Source organism: Providencia sp. PROV205, assembly GCF_028479505.1.
Classification (GTDB): domain Bacteria; phylum Pseudomonadota; class Gammaproteobacteria; order Enterobacterales; family Enterobacteriaceae; genus Providencia; species Providencia huaxiensis.
Genome location: NZ_JAMPNU010000025.1, coordinates 25,202 through 50,184, shown reverse-complemented (window position 1 = coordinate 50,184; position 24,983 = coordinate 25,202). Strand labels below are relative to the sequence as shown.

Genomic DNA, 24,983 nt, shown 5'->3' with positions numbered 1-24,983 from the left:
TATAACGTATTCTTAATTAAGAGGAAATCTCATGTATCAAGACTTAATCCGTGGTGAGCTGACAGAAGCGGCCGAGACGTTATCGAATTTTCTTAGCGATGATGCCAATATTGCTGCTATCCAACAGGCCGCTGTACTGCTCGCTGACTCTTTTAAAGCGGGTGGCAAAGTATTATCTTGTGGTAATGGGGGGTCTCACTGTGATGCAATGCATTTTGCTGAAGAATTAACAGGACGTTACCGTGAAAACCGCCCAGGTTATCCTGCAATTGCAATTTCAGATGTGAGTCATATATCTTGCGTGAGTAATGACTTTGGATATGAATACGTTTTTTCACGTTTCATCGAAGCTGTTGGTATGAAAGGGGATGTTTTACTCGGAATTTCTACCTCTGGTAATTCAGGGAACATTATTAAAGCGATTGCGGCAGCACGTGAAAAAGGCATGAAAGTCATCACGCTAACAGGCAAAGATGGCGGGAAAATGGCTGGCACCGCGGATATCGAAATTCGAGTCCCACACTTTGGGTATGCCGACCGTATCCAAGAAATTCATATTAAAGTTATTCATATCTTAATTCAGTTAATCGAAAAAGAGATGGTGAAATAACAGTTATTACTGTTTCAGGAGTTTTTAAATGTGCGAGTTACTTGGCATGAGTGCCAATGTTCCAACCGATATTTCGTTTAGCTTAAGTGGGTTGATTTCCCGAGGTGGGCAAACTGGCCCACATAAAGATGGCTGGGGAATTACCTTTTATGAGGGGCTCGGGTGTCGCACATTTAAAGATCCTCAACCTAGTTTTTTGTCACCTGTCGCCCGCTTTGTGCAGGAATACCCGATTAAGTCAGAAAGTATTGTTGCTCATATTCGCCAAGCAAACCGAGGGGATGTGTCGTTAGTAAACACTCACCCCTTTACTCGCGAGCTATGGGGGCGTAATTGGACTTATGCGCATAATGGGCAGTTAAAGGGATATCGTACACTGAAAACTGGGCGCTATTGGCCGATAGGTGAAACCGATAGCGAATGGGCATTTTGCTGGATACTTCATCAACTCAGTGAAAAGTACCCACGCAGGCCATCGAATTGGAAAAGTGTGTTCCGTTTTATTGCGACCTTAGCTGACCAATTGCGTCATAAAGGCGTGTTTAATATGTTGCTGTCTGATGGGCAATATATGATGGCCTTTAGTTCAACGAATTTGCATTGGCTAACGCGCAAGGCACCATTTGGTAAAGCTAAATTACTCGACCAAGATATTGAAATCGATTTTGAGCAGTGCACGACACCCACTGATGTTGTTTCTGTCATCGCAACGCAACCATTAACGGGTAACGAAAATTGGCAGCGAATTGACCCCGGTAATTTCGTCTTATTCTATCTTGGTGAGCGCATATTGTGATTTAGACCCTAACAATTTTGTTGGGGTTTCAGATTGGTCAATAACTGCATATTTACCTAACGCGACGGACACCTCAGCGGGTCTTCCTGTACGGTTGAAATACTCGTAAGCAGGTTGGAGTTGTTTCCAAAAGGCATAGTGGCTGGAATTGCGGTAGCGCAGCATATTTTCATTTGTCATTCTAAATGGGTAAATGCTGACATTAATGACGGGCTGTCCGCTAAGTAAGGCTGTCTCTACCCTTTGGTAAATTTCACCCATATATTCATCCGTCATGGCATAACACCCAACTGAAACACAACTGCCATGGATCATAAGGTAGCTACCGTTATAGCCTTGTGCCTTATCAAACTCATTAGGGAAACCGATATTGATAGATCGGTAATACCGACTGTTAGGATTGAGCTGTTCTGTTGTAATTTGATAAAATCCTTCTGGGCTTTTTAGGTCACCTTCAATCTTTTTGGGACCTAGCCCGCCAGAGAATTTACAAATTGGGTAAGTTTTCGACAGTTTATATTTTCCTGATGGCGTTTTTTGATAGAGTTCTAATAAACCTTCTTGCTTAAATATTTGAATAAAAATAGATGAATTTGGGTTATCAGATACGTTATTATTAAGTAGAAATGAATAGTTACTCGCCTGAATAGCAGGGGAATATATGAGTATAAATAAAAAAATTGCACTAAAAAATTTACTTAATTTCATATCTAAGCCATATCACGAAAATGTTATTGAACAAAAAGAGTACATATTTTATGCATTTTAGACGAGTAAATCGAAAATTAATATAGTTTGTTAATAGTTTTTAAATGAACCTTTATTGCTTAAAAATTAAACATTGGTCGATAAATATGAGCTTAAGCATCGATAATAACGAATTGTTAACAGAAAAATTTAAATATTAATGCAATTTGCTTGAACTATGTCACTTCTATAGCCGGACATAGAGAGTGGGAACTGATAAAATTATGGTTGGCAGAAGATAAAATTTAGTAACAATTATGTGAGAATACCTGCTTAAGTGATGACTATTACTTGAGCTATTTTTTATTTAATGAGTCGCTATCATTCATTGCTGAATCGTTAGCTTAGGGTTTAACTGATAAACTTGTGCAGATCTTATGATTAAAATTAAAAAAGGCCTCAACCTTCCTATCGCAGGTGAGCCAGCCCAAGTGATAGAAGACGGCCCGAAAATTCAACACGTAGCTGTGCTAGGTGAAGAATATGTCGGAATGCGTCCTTCGATGCTGGTTAAAGAAGGTGAGCGTGTAGTTAAAGGACAGGTTCTTTTTGAAGATAAAAAGAACCCAGGGGTTTTGTTTACAAGCCCAGCCTGCGGTCAAATTATTGCTATTAATCGTGGTGAGCGTCGTGTGCTTCAATCCGTTGTCATCGAAATTGATGGTGACGAACAAGAAACTTTTGCAGCTTATACTCGTGATGAGCTATCAACGTTAACTCAACAGCAAGTTGAAGATAATTTGATAAAATCGGGTATGTGGACATCTTTAAGAACGCGTCCATTTAGCCGTTCACCACAGCCTGGTTCGTCACCTATCGCTATTTTTGTCACTGCAATGGACACTAACCCACTTGCAGCGGATCCTGTTTTAGTTATTCAAGAGCAAGAACAAGCATTTAACGATGGGCTTTTGGTTTTAAGTCGCTTAACGGAAGGTAAAATCCATGTGTGTCATGGAGAGGGAGACTTACCGAAGAATGCGGCTCATAACCAAATTTCTTATACCCAATTTACAGGGCCGCATCCTGCTGGTTTAGCGGGAACTCATATCCATTTCTTGGAACCGGTCAGTATTAAGAAAAAAGTTTGGAGCCTTAATTACCAAGATGTAATCGCTATTGGTAAGCTATTTGTTACGGGTCACCTTTACACAGACCGCGTGATTTCATTAGCAGGGCCACAAGTTGAAAAGCCTCGTCTTCTGCGTACTCGCCTAGGTGCTGATTTATATGAACTAACACAAGGTCAGCTTAAAGCAGGTGAAAACCGTATTATTTCGGGTTCAGTCCTTTGGGGCGTGACATGCGATGATACCCATCACTATCTTGGTCGTTTTCATAATCAAGTCTCAGTGTTAGCCGAGGGTCGCGATAAAGAATTATTTGGCTGGATTATGCCAGGTGTTAATAAATTTACGATTACTCGTACCACAATCGGGCACTTCCTGAAAAATAAACGCTTTAATTTTACAACGACAATGAACGGTGGCGAACGTTCGATGGTACCAATTGGTAACTACGAGCGAGTCATGCCTCTCGACATCATGGTCACTCATTTATTGCGCGATCTCCTTGCTGGAGACACTGACACATCACAAGAATTGGGCTGTTTAGAGTTGGACGAAGAAGATTTAGGTTTATGTACCTACGTTTGCCCAGCGAAATATGAATATGGTCCGGTGCTACGTGATGTTCTGACCAAGATTGAGCTAGAAGGGTGATTCCATGGGTCTGAAAAATTTATTTGAAAAGTATGAGCACCATTTTGAGCCCGGTGGAAAGCTAGAAAAATACTATGCGTTATTTGAAGCAGTTTCGACTGTTTTTTACACGCCGGGTACGGTAACAAAAGGGCGTTCTCATGTCAGGGATACCATCGACCTGAAACGTATGATGATATTGGTATGGCTAGCGGTTTTCCCGGCGATGTTCTGGGGAATGTATAACGTTGGTAACCAAGCTATCCCAGCTTTGCACCAATTATATAGCGGAGCTGAGTTACAGCAAGTTCTCGCAAGTGATTGGCATTATAGCTTAGCACAGTTTTTAGGCGCATCACTTTCGATGGATGCAGGGTGGGGAAGTAAAATGCTGCTGGGTGCAGTGTATTTCCTGCCTATTTATGCAGTCGTTTTCTTAGTCGGTGGTTTCTGGGAAGTGTTATTCGCCATGATCCGCGGCCATGAAATAAACGAAGGCTTCTTTATTACCTCGATTCTATTTGCCTTGATTGTGCCGCCAACCATTCCTTTATGGCAGGCTGCATTAGGTATTACTTTCGGGGTTGTTGTCGCGAAAGAAATTTTTGGCGGTACTGGGCGTAACTTCTTAAACCCGGCATTAGCGGGTCGTGCTTTCTTATTCTTTGCTTACCCTGCTCAAATATCAGGTGACTTAGTTTGGACAGCTGCAGATGGCTTCTCTGGTGCAACACCATTATCACAATGGGCAACAGGTGGTGAGCATGCGCTAATGAACACGGTGACTCATGAGCCGATTACTTGGATGCAAGCTTTTTTAGGTAACATGCCAGGTTCAATTGGTGAAGTGTCAACACTGATGCTGTTTATTGGTGGTGCTCTTATCATGTTCTTCCGCATCGCATCATGGCGTATTGTTGCTGGTGTGATGGTCGGCATGATTGCAATGTCTTACCTATTCAATGCTATTGGCTCTGATACCAACCCATTATTTGCCATGCCATGGTGGTGGCACATGGTACTCGGCGGCTTCGCATTTGGTATGATTTTTATGGCGACAGACCCAGTATCAGCGTCATTCACAGACAAAGGTAAATGGGCGTACGGTATTCTGATCGGCGTAATGTGTGTTCTTATCAGGGTTGTTAACCCAGCTTATCCCGAAGGGATGATGCTGGCTATCCTATTCGCCAACCTGTTTGCTCCTCTGTTTGACTATCTGGTCGTTCAAGCAAATATTAAGCGGAGAAAAGCTCGTGGCTAATGAAAAACCAATTAATAACGATAGCGTCGGCAGAACATTTCTAGTCGTTTTTATTCTTTGCCTAGTGTGCTCAATTGTCGTCGCAGGGGCTGCCGTTGGTTTAAAACCACAGCAGCAAGAGCAGATTCAGTTAGATACTCAACGTAATATTTTAAGTGTGGCAGGTTTGCTACAACCTAAAATGACTGCTGAGGAAATTCAAAGTGTATATAAGGAACGTATCGAGCCTAAGCTTTTGAATTTTAAAACTAATGAATTGTCTGATAGCACTAGCCGTTATGACTTAAATAACGAGCTACGTAGTGAAGAAACGAGTATTGCATTATCTCCAGCAGAGGATATTGCAAAAATCCGCCGTCGTGCCAATAGCGCTGAAATCTATTTGGTTAAAGATGAAACAGGGAAAGTATCACAAATTATTTTACCTGTTTACGGCTCTGGCTTGTGGTCTGTGATGTATGCCTTTATTGCGGTTGATGTAGATGGTGTCACCTCTCGTGGTATTACTTACTACGCACATGGTGAAACCCCAGGTCTGGGTGGTGAGGTTGATAATCCTCAGTGGAAAGCGCAATGGCCTGGTAAAAAACTGTTCAATGAACAGGGGGTTCCGGCAATTAAAATCGTGCGCGGTGGTGCTACAGATAACCCATTCGGTATCGACGGCCTTTCAGGTGCGACTCTAACATCAAACGGGATCCAACATATGTTTGATTTCTGGTTAGGGGATAACGGTTTTGGTCCGTTCCTGAAAAAAGTACGTGAAGGAGCGCTGAATAATGGCTGATTCAAAAGAAGTAAAACGCGTCCTACTTGGGCCGCTATTTGATAACAACCCGATTGCCTTACAGGTATTAGGGGTTTGTTCTGCACTTGCAGTGACAACGAAGTTAGAAACCGCACTCGTTATGACGATTGCTGTAACCTTAGTGACGGCATTTTCTAACTTCTTTATTTCACTTATCAGGAACTATATTCCGAGCAGTGTACGTATTATCGTTCAAATGGCGATCATTGCATCTTTAGTTATTGTGGTTGACCAAATTTTACGTGCATATGCCTATGAAATATCAAAACAACTTTCTGTATTTGTTGGCTTGATTATTACTAACTGTATCGTAATGGGGCGTGCTGAAGCTTATGCAATGAAAGCGCCACCAATTGAAAGCTTCATGGACGGTATTGGTAATGGTCTAGGTTATGGTGTGATCCTTATTTTAGTCGGCTTTTTCCGTGAGTTATTTGGTTCCGGCAAATTGTTTGGCATCACAGTTTTTGAATCACTACAAACCGGTGGTTGGTACATGCCAAATGGCTTGTTCCTCCTCGCGCCAAGTGCATTCTTTATCATTGGTATGCTGATTTGGGGATTACGTACTCTAAAACCAGCTCAGATAGAGAAGGACTAATAACATGGAACATTATATTAGCCTGTTTGTTAAAGCCATTTTTATTGAAAATATGGCATTAGCGTTTTTCTTGGGAATGTGTACTTTCCTTGCGGTGTCGAAGAATGTAAAAACCGCTTTTGGACTGGGTATTGCTGTAACGGTAGTTCTTGGGATCTCTGTTCCAGCCAATAACTTGGTATACAACTTGATATTACGTGATGGTGCGATTGCGGAAGGTATCGACTTATCCTTCTTGAACTTCATCACTTTTATCGGGGTTATTGCCGCGTTAGTTCAGATCCTTGAAATGATTTTAGATCGCTACTTCCCATCACTGTATAACGCGTTAGGTATCTTTTTGCCATTGATTACCGTTAACTGTGCCATTTTCGGTGGTGTTTCTTTCATGGCTCAGCGTGATTATAACTTTAGCGAATCGGTCGTGTATGGGTTCGGTTCGGGGATCGGTTGGATGCTCGCAATCGTATTGCTGGCGGCTATCCGTGAGAAGATGAAGTACTCAGATATTCCATCGGGTCTAAAAGGGTTAGGTATCACCTTTGTGACAACCGGTTTAATGGCATTGGGCTTTATGTCCTTCTCCGGTGTGCAGCTATAAAGGCGAGAAGAATTCATGGAAATTATTATTTTAGGTGTCGTGATGTTTACCCTGATTGTCTTGGTGCTGACAGGTTTAATCCTGTTTGCAAAATCCAAGCTAGTCAACACAGGGAACATCAAAGTTGAAGTTAATGGCGATCCAGACAAAAGCTTTGAAGCTCCAGCAGGTGACAAGCTGTTAGGCATGTTATCAAACCAAGGTATTTTTGTTTCATCAGCGTGCGGTGGTGGTGGCTCTTGTGGTCAGTGCCGTGTGACAATCAAAGAAGGCGGTGGTGATATTCTGCCAACTGAGCTTTCACACATCAACAAACGTGAAGCAAAAGAAGGTTGCCGATTAGCGTGTCAGGTCAACGTTAAACAAGATTTAAAAATTGAGCTTCCAGAAGAAATTTTTGGTGTGAAGAAATGGGAGTGTGAAGTTATTTCTAATGATAACAAAGCTACTTTCATTAAAGAGCTAAAATTGAAAATCCCAGAGGGCGAGGTTGTTCCTTTCCGTGCGGGTGGCTTTATTCAAATTGAATGCCCGGAACATGTCGTCAAATATGAAGATTTTGATGTGCCGGAAGAGTATCGTGAAGATTGGGATAAATTTAACCTGTTCCGTTATGTGTCTGAGGTTAAAGAGCCAACGGTTCGTGCTTACTCAATGGCAAACTACCCGGAAGAGCATGGCATCATCATGCTAAACGTGCGTATTGCTACACCTCCACCTCGTAACCCTGATGTTCCACCAGGAATTATGTCCTCTTATATTTGGTCATTAAAGCCAGGGGATAAAGTGACGATTTCTGGGCCGTTTGGTGAATTCTTTGCTAAAGAAACGGAAGCAGAAATGGTGTTTATCGGTGGTGGTGCGGGAATGGCACCAATGCGTTCTCACATATTTGACCAACTGCGTCGCTTAGATTCTAAACGTAAGATCAGTTTCTGGTATGGTGCGCGTTCAGTCCGCGAGATGTTCTACACAGAAGATTTTGACCAACTTGCAGCCGAACATGAAAACTTTACATGGAATGTAGCGCTTTCTGATCCTATGCCTGAAGATAATTGGAATGGTTATACAGGTTTCATTCATAATGTTTTATATGAAAACTACTTAAAAGACCATCCGGCGCCAGAAGATTGTGAGTTCTATATGTGTGGGCCTCCAATGATGAATGCTGCTGTGATTAAAATGTTGAAAGACCTCGGTGTTGAAGATGAAAATATCTTATTGGATGACTTCGGTGGTTAAGCAACTTAGCTGATTTTATTAGATTTATTAAAGTCAGTAGACAGTAATACTTTAAAGAGGGAAAATATTTTCCCTCTTTGTGATTTTAGTAAATCGATTAAGTGCTAATTAGCTAGCGCTTAATCGATAGATTTATAATTATTTTGACTGGAACATTCTCTGCATGGGTGACGATGTAAAGTGTGTTAATAGTCTGGGCGACCTTAACAAAATGCGCTCATGATTGACGCGGAGAAAATTATGCTAAGTAAAAGAATCTATACCCCAATACTGCTATTTGTTGCGGCTCTGTTTCTTACTGCCTGTGGTGGACCTGAACAGCAGAATCTTCAGGGGCAAACGATGGGCACGTACTATTCGGTTAAATATGTTACAGACTCTTCGGAGCCAAAGCCTGAAGCTATTCAAGCTGAAATAGATAAACGTCTGGAAGAAGTTAACGACCAAATGTCAACATATCGCCCAGATTCAGAATTAAGTCGTTTTAACCAATTTAAAGAAGTGAATACACCATTCCCTGTATCTGCTGCAACGGCAACAGTGGTTAAAAAAGCGATTGAAATTAATAAGCTGACAAGTGGTTCATTAGATGTAACGGTTGGCCCTTTAGTTAATTTATGGGGTTTCGGTCCTGAAGGAAGAGTGACTAAAGCACCTTCGGATGAGGAATTAGCTAAGCGTAGCGCTTGGGTTGGTATCGAAAAACTTGCTGTTCAAGATAATAACCTAATTAAAACAATCCCTGAGCTGTACGTTGACCTCTCCTCAATTGCTAAAGGTTATGGTGTCGACGTTGTTGCTGAATATTTAGAATCATTGGGTATCAATAATTATATGGTTGATATCGGTGGTGAAGTACGTACGAAAGGAACAAATGGTAAAGAAGTGCCATGGCGTATTGCAATAGAAAAACCTGCAGCGGATGGGGCAAGCCAAACAGCACAAGAGGTCATTGAACCGGGTGACCGTTCTATCGCTACATCAGGAGATTACCGTAATTATTTCGAGCAAGATGGCGTTCGTTTTTCCCATACGATTGACCCGAAAACAGGAAAACCAATCACTCATAATTTAGTTTCTATTACGGTGATTGCAGAAAATTGCATGAGTGCTGATGGCTTATCTACAGGGCTAAATGTTTTGGGGCCTGAAGCTGGCTTTGCTTTAGCTGAAAAAATGAATATTCCTGTTTTCATGATTGTTAAGACAGATAAAGGTTTTGAAGAGCGTTATACTAAGGCATTCGAACCGTTTTTAACCAAAAAACAGTAGTTGTGGGAGGACAAAAAAATGCTTAATATTTTCATTGCAGCCTTTGCACTGTTTTTGTTGGCCTTTTTAGGCATGTCACTTGGGTATATTATTAAACGTAAGAGTATTCAAGGTAGCTGCGGTGGGTTAAGCAGTATTGGTGTTGAAAAAGTGTGTGATTGTCCCGAACCTTGTGATGCGCGTAAGAAACGCATGGCACGCGAAGAAGCACGTAAAAAACTGCTCAATAAAAACCGAATTATATAATTCAACTCTTAATTTATATACCTTAGCTAACAGTATTGTTGGCTAAGGTCGCTATGAAGAGCATTATACTATTTAATCTTACGGACGTGGCTTAATATAACTTGTTATTATGTAATAAAATAAAATGATTATTTTAAATAATGTAAGTTAAAAACTAAGCTATTATTGAAATAACTTAGTTTTTATATTGAAGTATATTATTTTTTAAATGCTTTAGGTGAGTCAACCATTACAGCATCAACACCAATTTCTTTTGCGAGTTGGTAGTCACTTTCATTATTAACACCAAAAACAATGATATAAGCATTACCATTTTTTCTAAAACAATCAATAGCTTCTTTATCCCATGAAATAACCGCAGGTGAACGGGCTTCACCTAAAGTGTATTTTTCAACAACTTCAATTTTTCGATGTAATTCAAAACCGAACCAACGGGTTTCAGATTCATGATTTTCCATAGGACATTGATGACTTATCACACTATTTGCCAGTATAGTGCGAGTTTCATCTCGGCTTTCGAATAACTGTAATTTAGGCTCAAGAGTTTTCAGTGCATTTAAAAATGCGTCATTAGTTGAATAAAAACGTACTCGATTAACACTATTTGTCTCTTTCAATAGATTAAGAATAGCTTCTGCTTGAATGTTAGGGTCTGCATCAGGTGATTTCAGGTCAACATAGAAAGTTGTATTCGGATATTCTTGCAAAATAGTTTTTAACGTACTAATCGTGGTTTTCTGCAAAGGAAACTGTTGATTATGTTTTTGGCTAAATTGATAAGCCGCATTGATTTGGTTTAGTTGCTCAGCGTTGTATGCGGATACTTTACCTTTTTTATCGGTTAGTTCATTCAGTTTGCTTGGTCGATATAAAACTAATTGATTGTCTTTACTTAATTGTACGGTTATCCAAATCGCATCTGACTTATTTTTAATCGCTAAATCAATAGCGTAAAGCGTATTTTCAGGGGCATCCGCAGTTCCTGCTCGATGCGCAACAATTTTAGGGGATAGTGCAAAAGCTGTCTGGCTAGCAAACAGTATTATGAGAGTTGCCATAAAATTAACATATTTTGATGTTGATATAATTGCCATAGATATAATCCATAGATAGTTTTCAAGGTATTGTCGTTGGTAAAACAACTCTTTCTATTACTTTTTTGTTTAAAAGTAAGTATTAACACTTATTTTTAAGACTAACTTTAAGTAGAGTCTTTAATTGGATAGCTTGGCAGATGATTATTGCAATATGATGAATTACCTAGTTATCATTAAGTTAGCACCCTGTTCATCAGTTTTATGGTGATGTAACAATGATTGCATGGCTAGCAAATACACTGTATATTTAATCAGGTGTTTGATTGGCAGGGTTAACTCGTGCGTAAAATTATTCATATTGATATGGACTGCTTTTATGCAGCGATAGAAATGCGGGACGATCCAAGCCTTCGCAATGTGCCTATTGCGGTGGGTGGAAGCGCAAATCGTCGAGGCGTTATTAGCACTGCAAATTATGAAGCCCGTCGCTACGGTGTTCACAGTGCTATGTCCACAGCAATTGCACTTAAGCTTTGCCCGCATTTGAAAGTTGTTCCTGGGCATATGGCACTTTATAAAGAAACCTCTTTGCATATTCAAAAGATATTTGCACGCTATACGGACCTCATAGAGCCCCTTTCTCTTGATGAAGCTTATTTGGATGTTACGGATTGCACACAATTGCACGGCTCTGCAACGTTAATCGCAGAGGCTATTCGCCAGCAAATCTTTGATGAACTGCAATTAACCGCTTCAGCGGGGATAGCGCCAATAAAGTTTTTGGCGAAAATCGCTTCAGATATGAATAAACCCAATGGTCAATTCGTAATCACACCGCAAAATATCGATCAATTTGTTCTTAACTTGCCTCTAAAAAAAATTCCTGGGGTGGGTAAGGTAACAGCCCAAAAATTAGCGGATATGGGGTTGATGACTTGTGCGGATGTCCAAAAATATGATGTTGTTGAATTGATTAAAAGCATGGGTAAATTTGGACAGGTACTTTGGGAGCGTTGCCATGGTATCGATGAGCGAGCTATTAACCCTGATAGGCTGAGAAAGTCGGTGGGGGTTGAGCGTACGTTTGCTGTGGATATTGACCAGTGGGGGGATTGTTTGCTGTTGCTTGATAAATTATATGATGAACTCCAACGGCGTTTGGCGAAGGTAAAACCTGACCTACGCATTGCTCGCCAAGGTGTGAAATTTAAATTTGCAGACTTCCAGCAAACCACACAAGAACACGTATATCCAGTTCTCAATAAACAGGATTTGGTGCAAATAGCGAAACAAGTTTGGGATAATCGGCGCCTAGGGCGTGGTGTTCGGTTAGTTGGCTTACATGTGATGCTACAAAGCCCACAGCTTGAAAGACAACTATTACTTGAATTATAAAAAAACACCCATCGTATGATAGGTGTTTGATTTGCAATTAATTAGTTGTTTATTCTTTAACTGGAATTGCTTTTAAAACCGCAGTTAATAATTTCCAATACTCACCAACACTTGCAATATGCACACGCTCATCAGGGGAGTGTGCCCCACGAATGGTTGGCCCAATAGAAACCATATCCATGTCTGGGTAAGGTTTTTTGAATAAGCCACACTCAAGGCCTGCGTGGATCACCATCACATTAGGGATTTTACCAAACAGTTTGTTGTAGGTATCGCTAACTAAATGCATCACTGGTGAGTCTGCATCTGGCTGCCAACCTGGGTAGCTGCCTTCCGCTCGGTATTGGGCTTGTGCTAATTTACTGATAGAGGTCAGCATGTTAACAACGTAGTTTTTGCCGCTATCGATAAGAGAACGAACAAGAAAGATAATTTCTGCTTTATCTTCAGTTAGTCGTACAACGCCTTCGTTAAGTGATGTTTCAACCACGCCAATGGCAACATCACTCATGCGAATTACACCATTTGGCGCAGCATTTAAGAAGAAAACAAAACGTTTTTGGCAGTCATCAGAAAGCGCTTTTAACTCACTCTGTGCTTCGTCTAGCAGTAGAACAAGGTTAGGCTCGACGACAGCTAATTCGTTTTTCAGAATATCTTCATAACGTGCTCTTAATGCCGTTAATTCAGCAACTTTGTCTGCTGGAACAGCGATAACGGCATAGGCTTCACGAGGAATAGCATTACGGACAGTACCGCCTCTGAAATCTAATAATTTTAGGCTTAAATCTTCTGCGTGCCCTGCCAGAAAACGCGCTAGCAGCTTATTGGCATTACCTAAGCCTAAATGTACATCACCACCTGAGTGCCCACCTTTTAAGCCTTTTAGGGTCATTGTGAAGGTTTTATAGCCTTGTGGTAAGGCTTCACGAGTTAGGTCAAATGTGGTTGTAAAATCAACACCACCAGCACAACCCATGTAAATTTCACCTTCTTCTTCAGAGTCGGTGTTAATCAGAATATCTGCTTGCAACCAGCCTGCTTTCAAGCCAAAGGCACCTTCCATACCGGCTTCTTCGGTCATGGTCAGGAGAACTTCCATTGGGCCATGTTCAACACTATCATCAGCAAGAACCGCCAATGCAGAAGCTAAACCAATGCCGTTATCAGCGCCTAATGTGGTTCCTTCAGCAGTGACCCACTCTCCATTAACATATGGACGAATTGGGTCTGTTTTAAAGTCATGCACCGTGTCGTTATTTTTTTGTGGCACCATGTCTAAGTGAGCTTGTAAAACAACTCCTTTGCGGTTTTCATAACCAGGTGTTGCAGGTTTACGGATCAGAATATTGCCCACTTCATCGCGTTCAACGTGAAAGCCCTTTTGTTTAGACCAATCAACAATATGCGCTGCTAAGGCCTCTTCATGGTATGAAGGGTGTGGGATAGAGCAGATTTTAGCGAAGATGTCCCATAGCGGTTGGGGGGATAATGTAGCAAGTTCAGACACGTTTTTCTCCTTTTCCCGTCATATTTTGAGTTGTAGTGTTGTTGGCTTCACTCGTAAACCCTAGCCACATACTTATGCATGCTCCTAGGGATTTTCTCATTTGCCGCCTAGCCACAACCCAAATTATTTAGGGAAAATATTTAATTTCCTTGGGGTATGGCATCACTAGTTTTATTGACCGAGCAACTCAAATTACCTCAGAGATTTTTAGTTGAGTTATGTTAGTTACTAGCTTGATATGCAAAATTAAATGATGCATTGCTGATAAACTCAGGATAACACTTTCTTTTGAGCAATGGACAGTGTAAATGATAATAATTAATGACGAATGACGCTTTTTGCTGGTTTTTAACCGCCCAAATCACTATAATCTCGCGCAACCTTTTTTCCGCAAGACACATTTCAGATTTACTCAGCAGTCGGGACCCGAATTATATGAGCGAAAAATATGTCGTAACGTGGGATATGTTGCAAATACATGCCCGTAAACTCGCACAACGTTTATTACCAGTAGAGCAATGGACTGGTATTATCGCGGTTAGCCGTGGTGGCCTTGTTCCTGGTGCACTTCTCGCACGCGAACTTGGTATTCGTAACGTTGACACCGTTTGTATTTCTAGCTATGACCATGACAACCAGCGCGAATTAACCGTGATTAAACGCGCCGAAGGTGATGGTGAAGGCTATATTGTGATTGATGACCTCGTTGATACTGGCGGTACAGCACAAGCTATTCGTGATATGTACCCTAAAGCGCACTTTGTGACTATTTTCGCAAAACCAGCAGGTCGTCCATTAGTTGATGATTACGTTGTGGATATCCCACAAGACACATGGATTGAACAGCCATGGGATATGGGTGTCGTTTTTGTTAAACCATTGTGTGAACAAGATAAATAAATCGGTGTTTCAGGCGAGTTTTAGGTGAAAAAACATTGTTATTATAAAGTATTATCGACTTTATTGATTGCAAGAACACATTAATACCTAAAATTTTTAAGCTAAACGCGATATAATTTGGGGAATGCATTTTTGCATTCCCTTTATTTTTTGGCCAAGTTCAACTCTGATAGACAAGGAAATAGGGATGACTCAGCAAAACCTTTCAGAAAAACTTTTCAAACCTAAAGTCAGGCAAGTTGAAACGTCAACACTAGTCTCTTATTCATCTCAAACCATTTCTCAAATCAAAGAACATAGCGTGTTAAGCGGGTCTCATCATGCGGGGTGGTATCGTATGATCAACCGCTTAATGTGGATTTGGCGAGGGATCGACGCCTTAGAAATTGAAGAAGTACTGAGCCGCATTGCTATCTCTGATGCCGAGCGCAGTAATGATAACTTATTGGATACGGTCATTGGCAACCGGCGCGGAAACTGGTGTTTCGAATGGTCCCAGCAAGCCATGCATTGGCAGCAAAAAGCATTAGAGTTTGAGAAAGGTGCAGAGGCAGGGGATGCTTGGTTACGTTCAGCTAACTTGTACAGCATTGCTGCTTACCCATTTATTAAGGGCGATGAGCTTGCTGACCAAGCTATTTTGCTGGCTTGTAAAGCTTATGATAGCGCAGCGAAATTTTCTCAATACCGCTTAAAGAAAATTCCATTTAAAGTTGATGGTGGAAAAGAAGTCTGCGGCTTTCTACATATCCCTTCACAGGGTCAAGGGCCTTACCCGACGGTGATGGTCTGCGGTATGTTAGATAGCTTACAAATTGATTTTTGTCGCTATTTTCGTGACTACCTTGAACCTCTTGGTATTGCGATGCTAACACTGGACATGCCATCCATTGGTTATTCTGTTAAGCAAAAACTGACCCAGGAAACAAGCACGTTACATGAGCAAATCGTTCGCCAACTAGGGGATATTGCTTGGATTGACCATACGCGTTTTGGCATTGTGGGCATGCGTTTTGGCGCAAATATAGCATTAAGATTGGCTTATATGTGCCCTGATAAGATTAAAGCAGTCGCTGTCATAGGGCCAATTGTGCACAGTTTATTGCATGAAGAAAAATATCAGCAAGATATTCCTCGGATGGTTTTGGATGTGTTCGCCAGTCGCTTGGGTATTTATCAAGTTGATGGTTCTGCTTTACGCCATGAATTAAGCTGTTATTCACTTAAAAATCAGGGGCTTTTAGGGAAACGTAATCAAGTTCCAATGTTATCGGTTAGCCTTAAAGATGATATTTATAGCCCTAAAGCGGAATCTGATTTAATTCGACGTTCATCGATGGATGCTGACACGATAATTTTACCAAGCAAGCCTGTTTTTGCTAATTTTGAAAAGGCATTAAGTGAAACTACCAATTGGTTAAAAGCAAAAATACTTTAATTTTATTTAATAACTTGCTTATTTTTTCCCATTTGTTAAAAAGGGATCTTCCCAAGAAGGAGATCCTTAACATGGCTTTACCGACTGATTACTCAAATGGAAAGTATTTAAAGAAGTTTGCTACGATAGGACCTTATTTACGTGAAAAACAATGTTTAAATGGTTGTTATATATTTGATAGCCTTGTTGTTTGTGTAAATGCAAATATTGCTCCAGAAAAACGTGAATTTTGGGGGTGGTGGTTAAAATTGGTTGCAACTGATAAAGGCTTTGAATTTACTTATCATTTTGGCCTATACAATAGCCATGGTAGCTGGCAAGTTAAAACCTTAAAAGATGCAGCAACCATTGAGGCGACTGAGCAAAATTTAGTGTCTTTTCATCAAGCCCTTGTTAAACAATTATCTGAACTTGAGTTGAGCCTCTTTCCCTCCCCGCTAATGGCAGAATTAAAACTGGAATTAAGCGCATAAATTTGTTTTAAACCAACTTTTGTTGAATTTTGCGTTATGCCTGTTGGCATAACGCGCTTCTCCTGATAAAAATGATACCTACTTTTTGGTTTATTAATCCTAATGGCAGAAAAATGATGAAAAATAGCCAGACGCTGGTGGTTAAATTAGGGACCAGTGTATTAACAGGGGGCTCGCGCCGTTTAAATCAAGCTCACATTGTTGAGTTGGTTAGGCAGTGCGCGCAGCAATATGAAAAAGGGCATCGTATTATTATTGTGACTTCTGGGGCAATTGCCGCAGGTCGCGAACATTTAAATTACCCCGAACTGCCGGCTACCATAGCATCTAAACAGTTGCTTGCGGCGGTCGGTCAAAGTCGTCTGATTCAGTTATGGGAACGGTTATTCTCCATTTATGGCATTCATATCGGACAAATGTTACTGACACGAGCCGATTTAGAAGACAGAGAACGTTTCTTAAATGCACGAGATACCTTGCAAGCACTGTTAGATAACGGAATTATTCCAGTTATCAATGAAAATGATGCCGTTGCTACCGCGGAAATAAAAGTCGGTGATAATGACAATCTATCTGCTTTGGCTGCGATCCTCGGTGATGCTGACAAACTGTTATTACTGACTGATATCGAAGGCTTATATGATGCCGATCCACGCAGTAATCCAAACGCAAAATTGATCCCCGAAGTATATGGTATTAATGATGAACTTCGTGAAATGGCGGGGGGAAGCGTCAGTGGGTTAGGAACCGGTGGAATGGCAACTAAACTGCAAGCGGCAGATGTCGCAGGCCGTGCAGGGATTGATGTTATCATTGCTGCTGGAAATAAACCGGATGTTATTAATGCGGTTATTGAAAACCTTCCTGTTGGCACCCGTTTTTATGGGCAAAAAAACCCAATGGAAAATCGTAAACGTTGGATTTTCGGCGCTCCAGCCGCTGGGGATGTGTATATTGATGATGGTGCACAACTGGCGATCATGGAAAAAGGCAGCTCGTTATTGCCAAAAGGTATTCAGAAAATTGAAGGTGATTTCTCTCGAGGTGCTGTGATCCGTATTCGTAATATGGCAGGAAAAGACCTTGCTCATGGGGTCAGCCACTATAATAGTGATGCACTTAGAATGATTGCGGGGCACCATTCACAAGAAATCAGCAAAATACTTGGTTATGAACACGGTTCTGTGGCCGTTCATCGTGATGATATGATAGTGAGTTAATTATGTTAGAAACAATGGGTAAGGCGGCAAGGGTTGCTTCGTGGCAATTAGCTCAGTTAAGCACCAAACAAAAAAATGCAGCACTATTACAAATTGCTGATCTACTAGAAAAAGACAATGCAGTTATACTTGCAGCGAATCAAAAAGACATGGCGCAGGCAAAAGAAAGCGGTATGACTGAAGCGCTGCAAGACCGCTTATTATTGACGCCAGAGCGTTTAAAAAGTATTGCTGATGATGTCAGAAAAGTATGCCAATTAGCGGATCCTGTTGGGCAAATCATCGATGGAAGCCAATTGGATAGCGGTTTAAATTTGCAACGTCGTCGTGTCCCACTAGGGGTTGTTGGTGTTATTTATGAAGCTCGCCCTAATGTGACCGTAGATGTGGCTTCGTTATGTTTAAAAACAGGTAATGCGGTTATTTTACGTGGCGGGAAAGAGACTCATCATACTAACCTCGCGGTGGTGGAAGTTATTCAAAAAGCATTGGAAAATAGCGGGCTACCAGCAGATGCAGTACAAGCTATCAATAACCCAGACCGTGAATTAGTCGCGCAATTACTCAAATTAGATCGCTACGTCGATATGCTAATCCCTCGTGGTGGTGCGGGTTTGCATAAATTATGCCGTGAGCAATCAACGATCCCGGTCATTACGGGTGGAATTGGCGTTTGCCATACATTTGTTGATAAATCGGTGGATTTTAATAAAGCCATTAACGTGATTATTAATGCAAAAGTTCAGCGCCCAAGTGCCTGTAATTCACTTGAAACATTATTAGTCCATAAAGAGATTGCGAATGAGTTTTTACCGTTTTTAAGTGACAAAATGGCGCAGCAACAAGTTACACTACATGCAAGTGAGAAAGCGCTTCCATTGCTAAAACAAGGCCCAGCAAAAGTTGTTGATGTAAAACCTGAAAACCTTGTTGATGAATGGCTATCACTGGATCTTAACGTCGAAATTGTTGATGATATTGATGCAGCTATCGACCATATTCGCCAGTATGGCACCGCACATTCTGATGCTATTTTGACAGAGTCTATCCATCAAGCTGACTATTTTGTTCAGTGTGTAGATTCAGCAGCGGTATATGTTAATGCAAGTACTCGTTTTACCGATGGTGGGCAGTTCGGTTTAGGCGCAGAGGTTGCCGTGAGTACGCAGAAATTACATTCACGTGGCCCTATGGGGTTAGATGCGCTGACAACGTATAAATGGATCGGATATGGCGACTTTTTAAGTCGTCCATAAAGAGTAAAAATGATGAGATAGCCACACTTGTGTGGCTTTCTTTTTTTGTTTGCCAAATTAGGCAATTTATCATAAGCAAATTTGTAGTTAGTATTGCTTAGTATTTATGATGATGGGATGAAATTTAATGTTTTACATTATCGGTCCAAGAGGTGCGGGTAAAACCACAATTGGTAAAAAGTTTGCAGAATCTAAAGGTTATCAATTTGTTGATACAGATAAATTGATTTTAGAAAAAGCCGGAAAAAGTATTGCTGAAATTGTTGAACAGCACGGTTGGGATTACTTTCGCCAGTTAGAGACTGACGTCCTTAAGTCGATTACGCAAAGCGATATGATTGTTTCAACTGGTGGGGGGCTTGTTCTCGCAGAAGAAAATCAGCAAATTATGCGTAATAACGGCACCGTTATTTATTTAAATACCAATCCTGAAGTTTTAGCAAAACGCCTTGCTGCAGAGCCACAAGCAGATCAGCGGCCAAGCTTGACGGGGAAATCTTTAGTTGAAGAAATTGAAGAAGTGATGCAGCAAAGGGAGCCTATCTATCGCGCGACAGCACACCATATTATTGATGCTGCGCAGCCAGTCGACGATATCATCACACAACTTAATGATTTAACTTAAACGTATTTAGGGTAAGCCATCGGTATTTTCGGAATATACCAATTAGAGTAAAGGGAGCGGCTCAGTAAGATAGACGCAACTAAGGGTAGAAACGTATCACTCTAATATATAAAAATATAATCATAGTATAGGGACTCATTATGTTGGCAAAGATAGTCAAAACAGTACTTAAATTTTTATTTCGTGTACAAGTTATTGGTGATGCGAAAGAATTTAGTCATGATAAATGCTTAATTACACCTAATCATGTTTCTTTCCTTGATGGTGTATTAATTGCACTTTTCTTGCCTGTTAAACCTGTATTTGCTGTTTATTCGACATTTGCCACACCGAAAATGGTGAAGCGGCTTAAGCCCTATGCAGATATTGTCCCCCTTGATCCTGCCAACCCTCTAGGTATTCGCCATCTTGTTAAAGAGGTAGAAAAAGGGCGCCCGATAGTTATTTTCCCAGAAGGCCGAATTTCGGTTCATGGCTCTTTAATGAAAATATACGAAGGCGCAGCGTTTGTGGCCGCAAAGTCCGAAGCAAAAGTTGTGCCTATTCGTATTGAAGGGGCTCAATATAGCCACTTTGGGCGTCTGAAAGGGATTTTTCCATTAAAATGGTTTCCGAAGATCACATTGCATATCTTGCCGGCACAAGATATTCCAATGCCAGAAGCACCTAAGGCTGTAGAGCGTCGTGCCTTGGCGGGTGAACACCTGTACCAAATCATGAAATCTGCTCGTATGTCTTGTTTACCACAAGTCACATTAGTTGAAGAGTTTATTCAAAGTGTCCAGTTTTTTGGGCGCCGTACGCCTTGTATTGAAGACATCGCATTTAAAGAGGATTCATATCAATCTCTATTGAAAAAAACGTTAGGGGTTGGTCGTATTATCGAACGTTATACACATGAAAATGAAAGGGTTGGCTTATTATTGCCAAATGCGACAGTCACCGCGGCTGCGATCTTTGGCGCTTTAATGAGAGGCCGAGTACCTGCTATGCTTAATTACACTGCGGGCAGTCATGGTATTAGCAACGCGTTAAAAGCTTCTGCAGCGAAAGTGGTCTTTACTTCCCGCCAGTTTTTGGAAAAAGGCAACTTAACGCATATTCCAGAACAAGTGCCAGAAGCCAGTTGGATTTACCTTGAAGATTTAAAAGACACGGTAACATGGCAAGATAAAATATGGATTATTAAGCACTTACTTAACCCTAAAAAAGCGATTATTCCCCGAAAACCGTCCGATGAAGCGATTGTTTTATTTACATCCGGCTCAGAAGGTACACCCAAAGGTGTTGTCCATAGCCATGCCAGTTTAATGGCAAACGTAGAACAAATTAAAACGATCGCTGATTTCACACCTCGTGACCGCTTTATGTCATCACTGCCGCTATTTCACGCATTTGGTTTGACGGTTGGCTTATTTATCCCACTATTTTCAGGGAGCCGAGTTTTCCTTTATCCAAGCCCATTGCATTACCGGATCATTCCTGAATTAGTCTATGACAAAAACTGTACCGTATTATTTGGGACATCAACCTTTTTAGGTAACTACGCACGGTTTGCTCATCAGTATGATTTTGCACGTTTGCGTTATGTGGTTGCCGGCGCAGAAAAATTATCGGATAAAACGAAAAAGATCTGGTTTGATAAATTTGGCATCCGAATTCTTGAAGGTTATGGGGTAACTGAGTGTGCTCCAATTGTATCAATCAATGTCCCTATGGCCGCGAAAGAAGGCTCTGTAGGGCAGATTTTACCCGATATGGAAGCGCGAATTATCCCAATCTCTGGTATTGAACAAGGTGGTAAACTACAGCTTAAAGGCCCAAATATCATGAAAGGGTATTTGCGTGTTGAAGCTCCAGGCGTACTTGAAACACCGCAAGCTGAAAATGCACAAGGTGAAATAGAGGAAGGTTGGTACGACACAGGTGATATCGTTGAATTAGATCATAAAAATTTCTGTACGATAAAAGGCCGTGTTAAACGTTTTGCTAAACTTGCAGGCGAAATGGTTTCCCTCGAAAGTATCGAGCAAATGGTGGCCTCTCTTTCTCCTAGTGCAAATCACGGTGTGGTGACAAAGCCAGACAGCAGTAAGGGTGAAGCGCTTGTTTTGTTCACAACAGATAAAGAATTAGACCGTAGCGCATTGTCTAGCGCAGCCAAAAGCAAAGGGTTAACCGAGTTAGCGGTTCCTCGCGATATTCGTTTTGTTAAAGAGTTGCCAGTACTCGGTAGCGGTAAAACGGATTTTGTCACATTAAAGCAAATGGCATTAAAGGATGAATAAGATGCAAGAAAGTACTTCCAATTCACCGTTAATGAGCAGAGGGATGAAAGCCGTTCTTGCTTCACAGTTTCTCTCTGCATTTGCAGATAACGCATTATTATTCGCCATATTAGCCCAGCTAAAAGCCGAATTTTACCCTGAATGGAGTCATCCTATCCTGCAAATGGTGTTTGTTTTTACGTACATCGTTTTAGCACCGTTTGTTGGGCAAATCGCAGATAGGTTCTCAAAGGGACGCGTGATGCTGTTTTCTAACATCTTCAAGTTTATTGGGGCATTAGGGATTTGTTTTGGCCTAAACCCATTCCTTTGTTATGGGTTAGTGGGAATCGGCGCAGCTTCATATTCACCAGCTAAATACGGTATTTTGGGGGAACTGACCGGGGGAGATAACCTCGTTAAGGCCAATGGTGTCATGGAAGCTTCAACAATTGCAGCCATTTTAGTGGGGTCAGTTGTTGGCGGAATGCTTTCCGATATTAACTTAATCTTAGCGCTGGGAACATGTGCTGTACTATACGCATTAGCCGTTATCGCGAATTTTTTCATTCCACACTTACAAGCTGCGAGGCCTGGAAAAGGTTGGGATCTTAAATTATTGATGACGTCTTTTTTTAGTGCTTGTCGCGTGCTATGGGCAAACCAAGAAAGCCGTTTTTCACTAGTAGGAACCAGCTTGTTTTGGGGGGCTGGGGTAACGCTACGTTTTCTGCTCGTTGCATGGGTACCTGTGGCGTTGGGGTTACAAGACAACACAACGCCAACTATTCTAAATGCAATGGTTGCGGTGGGAATAGTCGCAGGTGCTGGGCTTGCTGCCAAATTTATTACCTTAAAAACGGTTTATCGTTGTATCCCTGCTGGCGTTATTATCGGGATAATGGTGGTGTTACTTTCGTTGCAAACTAATATTATTCCATCCTATTTTATTTTAATTATTCTTGGTATTTTTGGCGGTTTATTTGTCGTTCCGTTGAATGCATTATTGCAAGAAAAAGGGAAGGAGACCGTTGGGGCAGGGAATGCGATTGCGGTACAAAATTTAGGTGAAAATAGTGCAATGCTGATTATGTTAGGCTTGTACTCATTAGCAATTAAAGCAGGTTTGTCAGTTGTGAATGCGGGTATTGGTTTTGGTGCTGTCTTCGCAATTGCGATTGCGGGTTTATGGGTTTGGGATCGTGCTCGTAAAAAAATGGTATAAAGGTAGATAACATCATGATAGATGAGAAGCTGCTTGAAACACTGAGTATTCAGGTTGGGCTAAAACTGAAAGAACAGGGTAAAACAGTCACAACCGCAGAGTCTTGTACTGGGGGCTGGGTCGCTAAGGTTTTAACCGATATATCGGGTAGTTCAGATTACTTTCAGCGTGGCTTTGTGACATACAGTAATGAAGCAAAGCATCAGATGATCGGTGTTAAGGATGAATCTTTACAGCGATATGGTGCTGTAAGCCAACAAGTTGTGACTGAAATGGCGACAGGTGCTTTGCAAGAAGCCTGTGCAGATTTCGCTGTTTCAGTTAGTGGGATTGCAGGCCCTGGGGGCGGTAGTGTAGAAAAACCTGTTGGTACGGTATGGTTTGGTTTTGCACAAAAACAGGCAGACCAGACAGTATTTGTCACTACACAACATAGAGTGTTTCAAGGAAACAGAAATGAAGTTCGTTTTCAATCAACAGCTTATATACTTGAAACACTTTTAAAACAGTTAAATTAAAAATTTCCTTGATACTGTATGATTATACAGTATAATTAATTTCAACAAACCGAATTCAATCGTTTTATTTGCAGTGGTCAAATCATTGCACTTAGGGAGTAAACATGGCTATTGATGAAAACAAACAAAAAGCACTTGCAGCAGCATTAGGCCAAATTGAAAAACAATTTGGTAAAGGTTCCATTATGCGTCTTGGTGAAGATCGCTCTATGGATGTTGAAACTATCTCAACAGGCTCCTTATCCCTTGATGTTGCATTGGGTGCTGGTGGCTTGCCACTAGGTCGTATTGTTGAAATCTACGGCCCTGAATCCTCAGGTAAAACAACATTAACCCTGCAAGTTATTGCAGCAGCACAACGTAGCGGTAAAACGTGTGCTTTCATCGATGCTGAACACGCTTTAGACCCTATCTATGCTAAAAAACTAGGCGTAGATATCGATAACTTACTGTGTTCTCAACCTGATACAGGTGAGCAAGCGCTAGAAATTTGTGATGCATTAACTCGTTCAGGCGCAGTTGATGTGATCATCGTTGACTCCGTTGCTGCGTTAACACCGAAAGCTGAAATTGAAGGTGAAATTGGTGATTCACATATGGGCTTAGCAGCTCGTATGATGAGCCAAGCAATGCGTAAATTAGCGGGTAACTTAAAGACATCTAACACTCTACTGATCTTTATCAACCAAATTCGTATGAAGATTGGTGTTATGTTTGGTAACCCAGAAACAACAACGGGCGGTAATGCATTAAAATTCTACGCATCTGTTCGTTTAGATATCCGTCGTATTGGTGCTGTGAAAAATGGCGAGGAAATCGTCGGTAGTGAAACTCGCGTTAAAGTAGTAAAAAACAAAGTTGCAGCACCGTTTAAACAAGCGGAATTCCAAATTTTGTATGGTGAAGGTATTAATACCTTTGGTGAGCTAATTGACTTGGGTGTAAAACACAAGTTAATTGAAAAAGCTGGGGCTTGGTATAGCTATAACGGTGACAAGATTGGCCAAGGTAAAGCTAATTCAACAAATTATTTAAAAGAGCATCCTGAAGTCGCTCAAGAAATTGATACCAAACTGCGTGAAATGCTATTGAACCACACCGGTGAGTTTAGCAGTGCGGCAACAGACTTTATCAATGATGCTGATGAAGAAGAAACACCAGAAGAATTTTAATATCAACCTAATTGATTGATTAATTGATAATTTATAGGCGCTCCACTGATGTGGTGGCGC

24 protein-coding genes are annotated in these 24,983 nt (G+C 41.1%); 21 read left to right on the top strand and 3 right to left on the bottom strand.

What is annotated here, in order from left to right; genetic code table 11:
• Positions 1-31: 31 nt before the first annotated feature.
• Both lpcA and PR800_RS15425 read left to right on the top strand, forming a co-directional pair.
• On the top strand, positions 32-610 hold the full coding sequence (gene lpcA, locus PR800_RS15430; protein ID WP_102139756.1) for a D-sedoheptulose 7-phosphate isomerase: 579 nt from the start codon (positions 32-34) through the stop codon (positions 608-610).
• Between the two features lie 28 nt (positions 611-638).
• Positions 639-1,406 carry a class II glutamine amidotransferase gene (locus tag PR800_RS15425; protein WP_102139755.1) on the top strand — a complete coding sequence of 256 codons (768 nt, stop codon included), beginning with the start codon at positions 639-641 and terminating at the stop codon, positions 1,404-1,406.
• Here the strand turns inward: PR800_RS15425 and PR800_RS15420 are convergent.
• On the bottom strand, positions 1,377-2,114 hold the full coding sequence (locus tag PR800_RS15420; protein WP_272531113.1) for a L,D-transpeptidase family protein: 738 nt from the start codon (positions 2,112-2,114) through the stop codon (positions 1,377-1,379). The genes PR800_RS15425 and PR800_RS15420 overlap by 30 nt on opposite strands.
• Before the next feature lie 416 nt (positions 2,115-2,530).
• Between PR800_RS15420 and PR800_RS15415 the strand changes: the two genes are divergently transcribed.
• The 8 genes from PR800_RS15415 to nqrM all read left to right on the top strand — a co-directional run bounded on the left by PR800_RS15415 (position 2,531) and on the right by nqrM (position 9,887).
• Positions 2,531-3,874 (top strand): Na(+)-translocating NADH-quinone reductase subunit A, encoded by a 1,344-nt coding sequence (locus PR800_RS15415; RefSeq protein ID WP_166267737.1) that lies wholly within the window; start codon positions 2,531-2,533, stop codon positions 3,872-3,874.
• 4 nt (positions 3,875-3,878) lie between these two features.
• A complete protein-coding gene (locus PR800_RS15410; RefSeq protein WP_004914105.1) occupies positions 3,879-5,117 on the top strand; it encodes an NADH:ubiquinone reductase (Na(+)-transporting) subunit B in 1,239 nt (412 codons plus the stop codon).
• Positions 5,110-5,904: a Na(+)-translocating NADH-quinone reductase subunit C gene (locus tag PR800_RS15405; protein WP_102139751.1), complete on the top strand. Its 795-nt coding sequence runs from the start codon at positions 5,110-5,112 to the stop codon at positions 5,902-5,904. The genes PR800_RS15410 and PR800_RS15405 overlap by 8 nt, the downstream gene beginning before the upstream one ends.
• Positions 5,897-6,526 (top strand): NADH:ubiquinone reductase (Na(+)-transporting) subunit D, encoded by a 630-nt coding sequence (locus tag PR800_RS15400; RefSeq protein WP_102139750.1) that lies wholly within the window; start codon positions 5,897-5,899, stop codon positions 6,524-6,526. The genes PR800_RS15405 and PR800_RS15400 overlap by 8 nt, the downstream gene beginning before the upstream one ends.
• Before the next feature lie 4 nt (positions 6,527-6,530).
• Positions 6,531-7,127, top strand: a complete 597-nt coding sequence (nqrE, locus tag PR800_RS15395; RefSeq protein ID WP_102139749.1) for an NADH:ubiquinone reductase (Na(+)-transporting) subunit E — start codon at positions 6,531-6,533, stop codon at positions 7,125-7,127.
• A gap of 15 nt (positions 7,128-7,142) precedes the next feature.
• A complete protein-coding gene (nqrF, locus tag PR800_RS15390) occupies positions 7,143-8,369 on the top strand; it encodes an NADH:ubiquinone reductase (Na(+)-transporting) subunit F (RefSeq protein ID WP_166267735.1) in 1,227 nt (408 codons plus the stop codon).
• Positions 8,370-8,609: 240 nt separating this feature from the next.
• A complete protein-coding gene (locus PR800_RS15385; protein WP_102139784.1) occupies positions 8,610-9,641 on the top strand; it encodes an FAD:protein FMN transferase in 1,032 nt (343 codons plus the stop codon).
• An 18-nt stretch (positions 9,642-9,659) separates the two neighbouring features.
• On the top strand, positions 9,660-9,887 hold the full coding sequence (nqrM, locus tag PR800_RS15380) for a (Na+)-NQR maturation NqrM (RefSeq protein WP_102139747.1): 228 nt from the start codon (positions 9,660-9,662) through the stop codon (positions 9,885-9,887).
• A gap of 197 nt (positions 9,888-10,084) precedes the next feature.
• Here nqrM and PR800_RS15375 read toward each other — a convergent pair whose 3' ends face one another.
• A complete protein-coding gene (locus tag PR800_RS15375) occupies positions 10,085-10,981 on the bottom strand; it encodes a glycerophosphodiester phosphodiesterase family protein (protein WP_102139746.1) in 897 nt (298 codons plus the stop codon).
• Positions 10,982-11,263: 282 nt separating this feature from the next.
• Here PR800_RS15375 and dinB point away from each other — a divergent pair, with 282 nt between their 5' ends.
• Positions 11,264-12,319 carry a DNA polymerase IV gene (dinB, locus tag PR800_RS15370; RefSeq protein WP_166267731.1) on the top strand — a complete coding sequence of 352 codons (1,056 nt, stop codon included), beginning with the start codon at positions 11,264-11,266 and terminating at the stop codon, positions 12,317-12,319.
• Positions 12,320-12,368: 49 nt separating this feature from the next.
• Here dinB and pepD read toward each other — a convergent pair whose 3' ends face one another.
• Complete coding sequence (gene pepD / locus PR800_RS15365) at positions 12,369-13,829, bottom strand: beta-Ala-His dipeptidase (protein WP_272531112.1); 1,461 nt, start codon at positions 13,827-13,829, stop codon at positions 12,369-12,371.
• 435 nt (positions 13,830-14,264) lie between these two features.
• Between pepD and gpt the strand changes: the two genes are divergently transcribed.
• The 10 genes from gpt to recA all read left to right on the top strand — a co-directional run bounded on the left by gpt (position 14,265) and on the right by recA (position 24,923).
• Positions 14,265-14,729 (top strand): xanthine phosphoribosyltransferase, encoded by a 465-nt coding sequence (gpt, locus tag PR800_RS15360; RefSeq protein ID WP_102139783.1) that lies wholly within the window; start codon positions 14,265-14,267, stop codon positions 14,727-14,729.
• 187 nt (positions 14,730-14,916) lie between these two features.
• Entirely contained in the window at positions 14,917-16,167 is a 1,251-nt protein-coding gene (frsA, locus tag PR800_RS15355) for an esterase FrsA (protein WP_102139743.1), read from the top strand.
• 71 nt (positions 16,168-16,238) lie between these two features.
• Positions 16,239-16,640, top strand: coding sequence for a sigma factor-binding protein Crl (gene crl / locus PR800_RS15350; protein WP_102139742.1), 402 nt, complete (start codon positions 16,239-16,241; stop codon positions 16,638-16,640).
• Between the two features lie 116 nt (positions 16,641-16,756).
• On the top strand, positions 16,757-17,860 hold the full coding sequence (gene proB, locus PR800_RS15345; protein WP_102139782.1) for a glutamate 5-kinase: 1,104 nt from the start codon (positions 16,757-16,759) through the stop codon (positions 17,858-17,860).
• Positions 17,861-17,862: 2 nt separating this feature from the next.
• Positions 17,863-19,116: a glutamate-5-semialdehyde dehydrogenase gene (proA, locus tag PR800_RS15340; protein ID WP_206276196.1), complete on the top strand. Its 1,254-nt coding sequence runs from the start codon at positions 17,863-17,865 to the stop codon at positions 19,114-19,116.
• A 127-nt stretch (positions 19,117-19,243) separates the two neighbouring features.
• Complete coding sequence (gene aroL / locus PR800_RS15335) at positions 19,244-19,741, top strand: shikimate kinase AroL (protein WP_102139740.1); 498 nt, start codon at positions 19,244-19,246, stop codon at positions 19,739-19,741.
• A gap of 140 nt (positions 19,742-19,881) precedes the next feature.
• Positions 19,882-22,029: a bifunctional acyl-ACP--phospholipid O-acyltransferase/long-chain-fatty-acid--ACP ligase gene (aas, locus tag PR800_RS15330; protein ID WP_166267725.1), complete on the top strand. Its 2,148-nt coding sequence runs from the start codon at positions 19,882-19,884 to the stop codon at positions 22,027-22,029.
• Position 22,030: 1 nt separating this feature from the next.
• Positions 22,031-23,233: a lysophospholipid transporter LplT gene (lplT, locus tag PR800_RS15325; RefSeq protein ID WP_195698306.1), complete on the top strand. Its 1,203-nt coding sequence runs from the start codon at positions 22,031-22,033 to the stop codon at positions 23,231-23,233.
• 14 nt (positions 23,234-23,247) lie between these two features.
• On the top strand, positions 23,248-23,751 hold the full coding sequence (pncC, locus tag PR800_RS15320; protein WP_231068257.1) for a nicotinamide-nucleotide amidase: 504 nt from the start codon (positions 23,248-23,250) through the stop codon (positions 23,749-23,751).
• Positions 23,752-23,855: 104 nt separating this feature from the next.
• The gene (gene recA, locus PR800_RS15315; RefSeq protein ID WP_102139736.1) at positions 23,856-24,923 is read left to right on the top strand and encodes a recombinase RecA; all 1,068 of its coding nucleotides are present in this window, start codon (positions 23,856-23,858) and stop codon (positions 24,921-24,923) included.
• The last annotated feature ends 60 nt before the right edge of the window (positions 24,924-24,983 follow it).

Bases quoted from the DNA above. Each gene is read 5' to 3' on its own strand.
- lpcA (WP_102139756.1), top strand. From the start codon at position 32: ATGTATCAAGACTTAATCCGTGGTGAGCTGACAGAAGCGGCCGAGACG.
- PR800_RS15425 (WP_102139755.1), top strand. From the start codon at position 639: ATGTGCGAGTTACTTGGCATGAGTGCCAATGTTCCAACCGATATTTCG.
- PR800_RS15420 (WP_272531113.1), bottom strand. From the start codon at position 2,114: ATGAAATTAAGTAAATTTTTTAGTGCAATTTTTTTATTTATACTCATA.
- PR800_RS15415 (WP_166267737.1), top strand. From the start codon at position 2,531: ATGATTAAAATTAAAAAAGGCCTCAACCTTCCTATCGCAGGTGAGCCA.
- PR800_RS15410 (WP_004914105.1), top strand. From the start codon at position 3,879: ATGGGTCTGAAAAATTTATTTGAAAAGTATGAGCACCATTTTGAGCCC.
- PR800_RS15400 (WP_102139750.1), top strand. From the start codon at position 5,897: ATGGCTGATTCAAAAGAAGTAAAACGCGTCCTACTTGGGCCGCTATTT.
- nqrE (WP_102139749.1), top strand. From the start codon at position 6,531: ATGGAACATTATATTAGCCTGTTTGTTAAAGCCATTTTTATTGAAAAT.
- nqrF (WP_166267735.1), top strand. From the start codon at position 7,143: ATGGAAATTATTATTTTAGGTGTCGTGATGTTTACCCTGATTGTCTTG.
- PR800_RS15385 (WP_102139784.1), top strand. From the start codon at position 8,610: ATGCTAAGTAAAAGAATCTATACCCCAATACTGCTATTTGTTGCGGCT.
- nqrM (WP_102139747.1), top strand. From the start codon at position 9,660: ATGCTTAATATTTTCATTGCAGCCTTTGCACTGTTTTTGTTGGCCTTT.
- PR800_RS15375 (WP_102139746.1), bottom strand. From the start codon at position 10,981: ATGGCAATTATATCAACATCAAAATATGTTAATTTTATGGCAACTCTC.
- gpt (WP_102139783.1), top strand. From the start codon at position 14,265: ATGAGCGAAAAATATGTCGTAACGTGGGATATGTTGCAAATACATGCC.
- frsA (WP_102139743.1), top strand. From the start codon at position 14,917: ATGACTCAGCAAAACCTTTCAGAAAAACTTTTCAAACCTAAAGTCAGG.
- crl (WP_102139742.1), top strand. From the start codon at position 16,239: ATGGCTTTACCGACTGATTACTCAAATGGAAAGTATTTAAAGAAGTTT.
- proB (WP_102139782.1), top strand. From the start codon at position 16,757: ATGAAAAATAGCCAGACGCTGGTGGTTAAATTAGGGACCAGTGTATTA.
- proA (WP_206276196.1), top strand. From the start codon at position 17,863: ATGTTAGAAACAATGGGTAAGGCGGCAAGGGTTGCTTCGTGGCAATTA.
- aroL (WP_102139740.1), top strand. From the start codon at position 19,244: ATGTTTTACATTATCGGTCCAAGAGGTGCGGGTAAAACCACAATTGGT.
- aas (WP_166267725.1), top strand. From the start codon at position 19,882: ATGTTGGCAAAGATAGTCAAAACAGTACTTAAATTTTTATTTCGTGTA.
- lplT (WP_195698306.1), top strand. From the start codon at position 22,031: ATGCAAGAAAGTACTTCCAATTCACCGTTAATGAGCAGAGGGATGAAA.
- pncC (WP_231068257.1), top strand. From the start codon at position 23,248: ATGATAGATGAGAAGCTGCTTGAAACACTGAGTATTCAGGTTGGGCTA.
- recA (WP_102139736.1), top strand. From the start codon at position 23,856: ATGGCTATTGATGAAAACAAACAAAAAGCACTTGCAGCAGCATTAGGC.